This is a genomic window from Immundisolibacter sp., from assembly GCF_041601295.1.
Classification (GTDB): Bacteria; Pseudomonadota; Gammaproteobacteria; order Immundisolibacterales; family Immundisolibacteraceae; genus Immundisolibacter.
Genome location: NZ_JBFIII010000110.1, coordinates 1 through 8,167 on the forward strand (window position 1 = coordinate 1; position 8,167 = coordinate 8,167).

The following is an 8,167-nucleotide window of genomic DNA, read 5'->3' on the forward strand; positions in this document are numbered from 1 at the left end:
ACCCAGACCGAACGCCCCAACCACCTGGCGCAGGAGGTTATCGACAACGCGGTGGACGAGGCGCTGGCCGGGCACGCGCACCACATCAGCGTCACGCTGCACGACGACGGCTCCCTTGCGGTGCGCGACGACGGCCGCGGCATGCCGGTGGATATTCATCCCGAGGAAGGCCTGCCCGGGGTGGAGGTAATCCTCACCCGCCTGCACGCCGGCGGTAAATTCTCGAACAAGGCTTATCAGTTCTCGGGCGGCCTGCATGGCGTGGGCGTGTCGGTAGTCAACGCGCTGTCGCAGCGGCTCGAGGTCAAGGTCTGGCGGGACGGGCATGAGTACGCCATGGCATTTGCCGGCGGCGACAAGGTCATCGACCTGCACATCGGCGGCGAGGTGGCGCGGCGCGTCACTGGCACCGAGGTGCGCTTCTGGCCAGACCCGCAGTACTTCGACACGCCCTCGTTCCTGATCACGCGCCTGAAGCACCTGCTGCGGGCCAAGGCGGTGCTGTGCCCGGGCCTGGAAGTGAGCTTCACAGACGCCCTCGGCACGGAAACCTGGCTATACAAGGAAGGCCTGGGCGAGTACCTCGCCACCGCTCTGGTGGACCTGCCCCAGCTACCCGAAGCGCCGTTTTGCGCCAGCTTCAGCGCCACCAACGAAGCGGCCGACTGGGCTGTCACCTGGCTGCCGGACGGTGGCGATACGGTCGCCGAAAGCTACGTCAACCTGATTCCGACCGCCCAGGGCGGCACCCACGTCAATGGCCTGCGCACCGGGCTGACCGAGGCGATTCGCGAGTTTTGCGAGTTCCGCAGCCTGTTGCCGCGCGGCTTGAAGCTCGCCCCCGAGGACGTCTGGGAGAACATCGCCTACGTGCTGTCGACCAAGCTGCGCGAGCCACAGTTCACCGGCCAGACCAAGGAACGGCTGTCCTCGCGCGAGTGCGCCGCTTTTGTCTCGGGTTTGGCCAAGGACGCCTTCAGCCTGTACCTGAACACCCATACCGATATCGGCCAGCGCCTGGCCGAGCTGGTCATCAGCCGCGCCGCCCGGCGCCTGAAGGCAGCGCGGCAGGTGGTGCGCAAGCGCATCACCTCCGGCCCGGCGCTGCCCGGCAAGCTGGCCGACTGCACCTTGCAGGATCCGGCGCGTACGGAACTGTTCCTGGTTGAGGGTGACAGCGCGGGTGGCAGCGCCAAGCAGGCCCGCGATCGCGAGTTCCAGGCCGTGATGCCGCTGCGCGGCAAGATCCTGAACACCTGGGAAGTGGACGTCGCCGAGGTGCTCGCCTCGCAGGAAGTGCACAACATCGCCATTGCCATCGGCGTTGACCCAGGTTCGGACGACCTCAGTGGTCTGCGCTACGGCAAGGTTTGCGTGCTGGCCGATGCCGACTCGGACGGCGCCCACATTGCGGCCTTGCTGTGCGCGCTGTTCGTGCGTCATTTCCCGGCGCTGGTCACGGCCGGCCACGTGCATGTGGCCATGCCGCCGCTGTACCGCATTGACGTTGGCCAGCACCAGTTCTATGCCCTGGACGACACCGAGCGCCAGGGTGTGCTGGACCGCATCGCGGCCGAGAAACTCAAGGGCAAGATCAACGTCATGCGCTTCAAGGGCCTGGGCGAAATGAATCCGCCACAGTTGCGCGAGACCGTGATGGCACCGGATACCCGCCGCATGCTGCAGTTGACCATAGCAGCCGACGACGACACCGGCGAGCTGCTGGACATGCTATTGGCCAAGAAGCGTTCGCCCGACCGGCGCCGCTGGCTGGAACTGAACGGTGACCTGGCGGAGGTTTGAGGCCTTGCCCATGGGTTCATCGGCCGCTACGCTCCTGTCTCACTGCGTATCGAGGGCGACGTGATGGTAAGAATTTTCAGTGTTCTGATGCTGTGCGGACTGGCGGGGACCGTGGGCGCCGGGCCAGCAGGCCCGGATAAGGTATCGGGCGCCGATGGCGTCGGCGGGGTGCGCTTTTTCAATATCTACGAGCACCTGGACCAGCGTGAAGTGCCGCCGGGAGGGTTTTTCTTCGATTTTCGCCACGGGCCGAACAGCACTCTGGCGATCTACAAGACGGCGGCCGGCAAGGGCCGCGAGTTACCGATACGGCTCAACCGGCACAACGAAGAAACCGGCGTGGTGATCAAGGGCAGTGTGCTGTTCAAGGCCGGCTACGATGGCGAGTTCGAACGGGTACTGCGGGAGGGTGACTCGATCATCATCCCGACCTGCGTGCCGCATGGCGGCATATTCGGTTGGGATGCCAACGAGGAAACGATCCTGCTGACCACGTTTGCAGAGAAATATGTGGAATACGGCCCGGACAACGTCGGGGAAATCGCCTCCGAGTTCGCCAACAAAATCGATTACAAACCCGACGCGTCCGTCGCCGAGACGCCCGAGTGCGCGGCGCGCCAGGACACCCCGGTGACCTGGACCCTGGAGGATGTGCGGGCTCACAAGCCGCCGAGCAACAGCAAGCCGTAAAAATCGTGTAACAGGGCTCAGCTCGGACCGCGGTTCCCCGGATTGGGCTGTGTTGCTCTCATCGCTTCACAGTGCGCCTGGATCGCGCTGGGGTAGCTTGCCTGGCCTCCCGTTGTAACCCGGGGCGCGATCCGGGTAGGCTTGGCGTGGCGGACAGCCGTTCTGATAAAGCTCTGCGGAGGCGCCCAAGGATGCGTACGTCACGATTGGTCACGCGCTGCGTACTCGGTGTGGTGGCGGTATTGGGAACGCCATTCGCAGCGCGGGGGGCGGAACCCCCGCCACCGCCCATCATCGACATGCATATGCATGTTTCCGGGCCGCTGCCGCGCACCGATTCCGGTGGCGTCATGCCGCGCGTATGCCTGCCTCACGGGTGGTGCGATGGGGCGCCTACCCAGGCCAAGGATGATGCGCAGGTGCGTGCGCTTACGCTGGAGGCCATGCAGCGCAACAACATTGTGCTGGGTTTTCTGAGCGGGCCCGTTGACGGCGTACGGGAATGGGTAGATGCGGCTCCGGGCCGCTTTCTGGCCGGCCCGTTCATCGCCAATCCGCACGCCGTGGATCTGGACCAGTTGCGCGCCGCTTACCGGGGCGGCCAGCTGCAGGGTATGGGCGAGCTGGCTACGCAGCTGGCGGGCATTGGCCCTGACGATCCGGCGCTGGAGCCCCTGTTTGCGCTGGCAGAAGAATTCGACCTGCCGACGCTGATCCACCTGGAAGGAATCGGACCACGGGAACCGACCTTCAGCATCGCGGCGGGACGGCCGGAGCTGCTTGATCCGGTGCTCAAACGCCATCCCGGATTGCGCATTTACCTGGAAAACGCCGGTTTTCCGCGTCTGGCGGAGACCATTTCCCTCATGTACATGCATCCGCAGGTGTATGCGGATTTGTCGACCGTGACGTGGGTTGCGCCGCGGGCGATGTTTTACGAGTACCTCAAACGCCTCATGGACGCTGGGCTGGGCCAGCGCCTGATGTTCGGCTCCGACCAGATGTGGTGGCCGGAAACCATCGATCTGGGTATCGAGGCGATCAGATCCGCGCCGTTTCTGACCGAGGCACACAAGCGCGACATCTTCTACAACAATGCGGCGCGCTTTCTGCGCCTGAGTCCGCAGGAAATTGCCCGCCACCATAAGCGTTGAGGGCAACAGCCTGCTCGCATGAGGATCAAGACCTCATCTGGGGAGGCTGTTTCCGAGCACGCCTGTCCCGGGACGTCGGTGGTCTGCAGCCGCGCCGCGCGGTCGTCCCCAACAGGGTCGCGTCCCCGGCCCCGCCGCGCAGGGTCCGCAGTGAGGCTGAAGAGTACAATCGCCGCCCCTCGTTCAATCGCCTCCGCAGCGCCGCCCATGACGCAACCCACGATTGGCTTTGTCAGCCTCGGCTGCCCCAAGGCGCTGGTCGACTCCGAACGCATCCTGACTGAGTTGCGCACCAACGGCTATGCGCTGTCGGACAGCTACGCCGGGGCGGACCTGGTGGTGGTGAATACCTGCGGCTTCATCGACGAGGCCAAGGCCGAGTCGCTGGACGCCATCGGCGAGGCGCTGGCCCAGAACGGCAAGGTCATCGTCACCGGGTGCCTGGGCGCGAATGCGCAGGACATCCTGGACGCCCACCCCGGCGTGCTGGCGGTTACCGGCCCACACGCCTACGCCCAGGTGGTGACCGCGATACAGCACCACTTGCCGCCGCCGACGCGGGAGGCGCATGACCCGTACCGGGATCTGCTGCCGCCGCAGGGCTTGCGACTTACGCCGCCGCACTATGCGTATCTGAAGATTTCCGAAGGCTGCAATCACCGGTGTAGCTTTTGCATCATCCCGTCCATGCGTGGCGATCTGGTCAGCCGGCCGATCGGCGAGGTACTGAGCGAGGCCGAGGCACTGGTCGATGCCGGCGTGCGAGAGCTACTGGTGATCTCGCAGGACACCAGCGCCTACGGCGTTGACGTGAAGTACCGTACGGGCTTTCACGGCGGGCGGCCGCTGCGCACGCACCTGACCACGCTGGCGCGGGCTCTGGGTGAATTGGGCGTCTGGGTGCGCCTGCATTACGTCTACCCCTACCCGCACGTGGACGAACTGATCCCGTTGATGGCTGACGGCCTGCTGTTGCCCTATCTGGATATTCCGTTCCAGCATGCCAGCCCGCGCATCCTGAAGGCCATGCGCCGCCCGGCGCAGGTGGAAAATACCCTCGGCCGAATCGCCGCCTGGCGCGAGATTTGCCCGGATCTGACGCTGCGCAGCACCTTCATCGTGGGTTTTCCCGGTGAAACCGAGGCCGAGTTCGAGTCCTTGCTGGAGTTTCTGGACGAGGCGCAGCTCGACCGTGTCGGCTGCTTTGCCTACTCGCCAGTGGCCGGTGCCGCCGCCAACGCCTTGCCCGGCGCGGTGCCCGACCCGGTCAGGCAGGAACGCCTGGCCCGTTTCATGCAGCATCAGGCGCAGATCAGCGCCGAGCGGCTGCAGGCCAAGGTTGGCCGCACCATCGAGGTGCTGGTGGATGAAGTCGGCGATGACGGAGTGATCGCACGCAGCTTTGCCGATGCCCCGCAGATCGACGGCGTGGTGTACCTGAGTGACGCTGATGGCGTGGCCGTGGGTGACTTGTTACTGGTGGAAGTGGACGAGGCCGATGCGCACGATCTTTACGCCGTGCCGCTGCTGGGCTAGGCGGCTTACTTATAATCGGCGCGTCACCGCGCCACCTGTGGGGAATTTATGCGCCTATTCGGTAAATCGCTGGAACTGCCCGCGCCCGGAAAGGCGCTGCCCGGGCGCGCGACCTCGATCCCGGTAGCGGCGCGGCATTTTGTCAGCGGCGAAGCGTTACAGGGGCCGTTCGCGGCGGGCCTGCAGCAGGCGGTGTTCGGGTTGGGCTGTTTCTGGGGTGCCGAACGGCGCTTCTGGCAGATCGACGGCGTGGTTACCACCGCGGTTGGCTACGCGGGCGGGCAGACCCCCAATCCGAGTTACGAAGAGGTTTGCAGCGGTGGCACCGGCCATACCGAGGCGGTGCTGGTCGTATTCGATCCGGCGCGGGTGAGCTATGCGGCGCTGCTGCGTGAGTTCTGGGAAAGTCACGATCCGACTCAGGGCATGTGCCAGGGCAACGACGTCGGTACCCAGTATCGATCCGCCATTTACACCTTTGACGACGCCCAGCAGGCCGCCGCACTGGCCTCGCGCGACGCTTTCGCGGCGGCGCTGGCCAAGGCCGGCTACCCGGCGATCACGACCGAAATTGCTGCCGCCGGAACGTTTTACTACGCCGAGGAGTACCACCAGCAGTACCTGGCCAAGAACCCGGGGGGCTACTGCGGTCTTGGCGGTACCGGGGTGGCCTGTCCCTAGCCGATGGCACGCCTGAGTCTTACCTGCAAACTCGGCGCGCCCCGCCTGGGCCGGGCCGCATGACCGCGTCCGCTGCGGCGTCCGCCAGCAAACCGATGCGTCGCCTGGGGCTGCTCAGCGTGGGGGCGCTGGGCGTGGTTTATGGTGACATCGGCACCAGTCCCATCTATGCCTTGCGCGAGTGTCTGGCGCACGGTGTTGCCCCCACACACGACAACGTGCTGGGCATCCTGTCGCTGATTTTCTGGACCCTGACGGTGCTCGTGTCCATCGAGTACCAGATGTTCGTGCTGCGCGCCGACAACCGTGGCGAGGGCGGCATCCTGGCGCTGCTGGCCCTGCTGCGGCCCGAGCGTCATCGCGGCGGTGTCTGGTTGGGGCCGCTGCTGCAGAAACTCGCCGTGCTGGGCGCCGCGCTGATGCTGTGCGATGGGGTGTTGACGCCGGCCATCTCGGTGCTCAGCGCGGTCGAGGGGCTGGAGGTGGCCGCACCTCAGCTCGAACCGCTGGTGTTGCCGATCACGGTGGGTATTCTGCTGGCGCTGTTTCGTATCCAGCGCGGCGGCACCGGTCGCATCGGCGTGTGGTTCGGGCCGATCACGGCGGTCTGGTTTCTGGTAATGGCGGTGCTGGGAACGGCGGCGATTTTCCGCTACCCGGGTGTGCTGGCGGCGCTGAACCCGGCCTACGGCGCGGCGTTTCTGTATCACGAGGGCTGGGCGGCGGTGCGCATCCTGGGCTCGGTGTTTCTGGTGGTGACCGGCGCCGAGGCACTGTATGCGGATCTGGGTCACTTCGGGCGCAAGCCGATTCAGTACGCCTGGTTCGCGCTGGTGTTCCCGGCACTGCTGCTGTGCTACTTCGGGCAGGGTGCGCTGATCCTCAGTTCGCCGGTCGAGATCAAGCAGCCGTTCTTCGAGCTGGCGCCGCAGTGGGCGCTGTATCCGCTGATCGCGCTGGCCACGGCGGCGACGGTGATTGCCTCGCAGGCAGTGATCTCCGCCGCCTTCTCGCTGACCCGCCAGGCGATCCAGATGGGTGTTATCCCGCGCATGCAGGTGGTCCAGACCTCGGCTATAAGAGGCGGCCAGATCTACATACCGGCGCTGAACACGCTGCTGATGCTGGTTACCTTGGTGGTAGTGCTGTGGGCCGGTTCGTCGGCGGCCCTGGCCAATGCCTACGGTGTGGCGATCAGCACCACCATGATCATTACCACCAGCATGCTGTTTCTTGCCATGCGCTGGCGCTGGCGCATGCATCTATTGCTGGCTTTGCTCGCTACCGGTCTTTTTCTGGCGGCAGACGTGTCGTTCTTCGCCGCCAATATGCTGCGCGTGCCAGCTGGAGGCTGGATGGTGCTGGCGGCGGCGGCGCTGCTGTACGCCATGATGAGCACCTGGAACTGGGGGCGGACCAATCTGATCGGCATGCTGCGCACCGAGACCGTGTCGTTGCCGACCCTGTTCTCGCGTCTGGCCCGCGAGCGGGTGGCCCGGGTACCAGGCACGGCGGTGTTCATGACCGCACCCAAGCTGGGCGCCCCGCCGGCACTGCAACACCACTTGCGCCACTCCCATGCCCTGCACGAGCGGGTGGTTTTGCTAACGGTGGAGATCAAGGACACGCCGCGCCTGCCACCGGACGAGCAATTGCAGGTAGAGCCTCTGGAGCAGGGCTTTTATCGCCTGTTCGTGCGCTATGGGTTTGCCGAGAGCCCGGACCTGCCCCGGGCAATGGCGCTGGCTGCCGGGCACGGACTTGCCGTAGACCCCGCCGATACCACGTACTTTATCGGCCGCGAGACGCTGATCGTGCCGCCCGATATGCCGTGGTTCAACCGCATGCGCGAGCGGCTGTATGTGTTCATGTTCAGGAACGCGCTGCGCGCCACCGATTTTTACCGCATCCCGCCACGGCAGGCGGTGGAGATCGGGTTATGGGTGGAGGCAGCACTCAAAGCGCCCGAACGCGATACCCGGCCCGGTAACCGCTAGTACCTCAACCTATAAATTTCGCTATGTTCGACCTGCCCCGCATCACCGGGTGCTTTGTCGCTCATCCTCGCAATAGCGACGGCTATTGCTGTGGTTTGCTTCGCGCACCCGGTGCGCGGATGCGTGTCTGGGCATGTACGCAAACTTATAGCTTGAGGTACTTGCGAACGGCCCGCACGGACGCCATGGCGGCTGTGCTTCAATAGCCACCCGTACGGCGAATAGCAGTCAGCCATGAACGATCCATTCCAAGGCTTATCGTCGGTGCCGCATCTGACGACGGCGCTCACCGGACCGCTGCTGCGG

6 protein-coding genes are annotated in these 8,167 nt (G+C 65.2%); all 6 read left to right on the forward strand.

Annotated features, from left to right (window positions below; all coding sequences use genetic code 11):
* Positions 1 to 1,803 (forward strand): DNA topoisomerase IV subunit B (gene parE / locus ABZF37_RS12445; protein WP_372720379.1); only part of this gene is annotated, 1,803 nt, incomplete at its 5' end.
* Positions 1,804 to 1,866: 63 nt separating this feature from the next.
* The gene (locus ABZF37_RS12450; RefSeq protein WP_372720381.1) at positions 1,867 to 2,493 is read left to right on the forward strand and encodes a hypothetical protein; all 627 of its coding nucleotides are present in this window, start codon (positions 1,867 to 1,869) and stop codon (positions 2,491 to 2,493) included.
* A 191-nt stretch (positions 2,494 to 2,684) separates the two neighbouring features.
* A complete protein-coding gene (locus ABZF37_RS12455) occupies positions 2,685 to 3,647 on the forward strand; it encodes an amidohydrolase family protein (RefSeq protein ID WP_372720383.1) in 963 nt (320 codons plus the stop codon).
* Between the two features lie 207 nt (positions 3,648 to 3,854).
* Entirely contained in the window at positions 3,855 to 5,183 is a 1,329-nt protein-coding gene (rimO, locus tag ABZF37_RS12460) for a 30S ribosomal protein S12 methylthiotransferase RimO (protein WP_372720385.1), read from the forward strand.
* A 48-nt stretch (positions 5,184 to 5,231) separates the two neighbouring features.
* On the forward strand, positions 5,232 to 5,864 hold the full coding sequence (gene msrA, locus ABZF37_RS12465) for a peptide-methionine (S)-S-oxide reductase MsrA (protein WP_372720387.1): 633 nt from the start codon (positions 5,232 to 5,234) through the stop codon (positions 5,862 to 5,864).
* Between the two features lie 59 nt (positions 5,865 to 5,923).
* A complete protein-coding gene (locus ABZF37_RS12470; protein ID WP_372720389.1) occupies positions 5,924 to 7,861 on the forward strand; it encodes a potassium transporter Kup in 1,938 nt (645 codons plus the stop codon).
* Positions 7,862 to 8,167 lie beyond the last annotated feature (306 nt).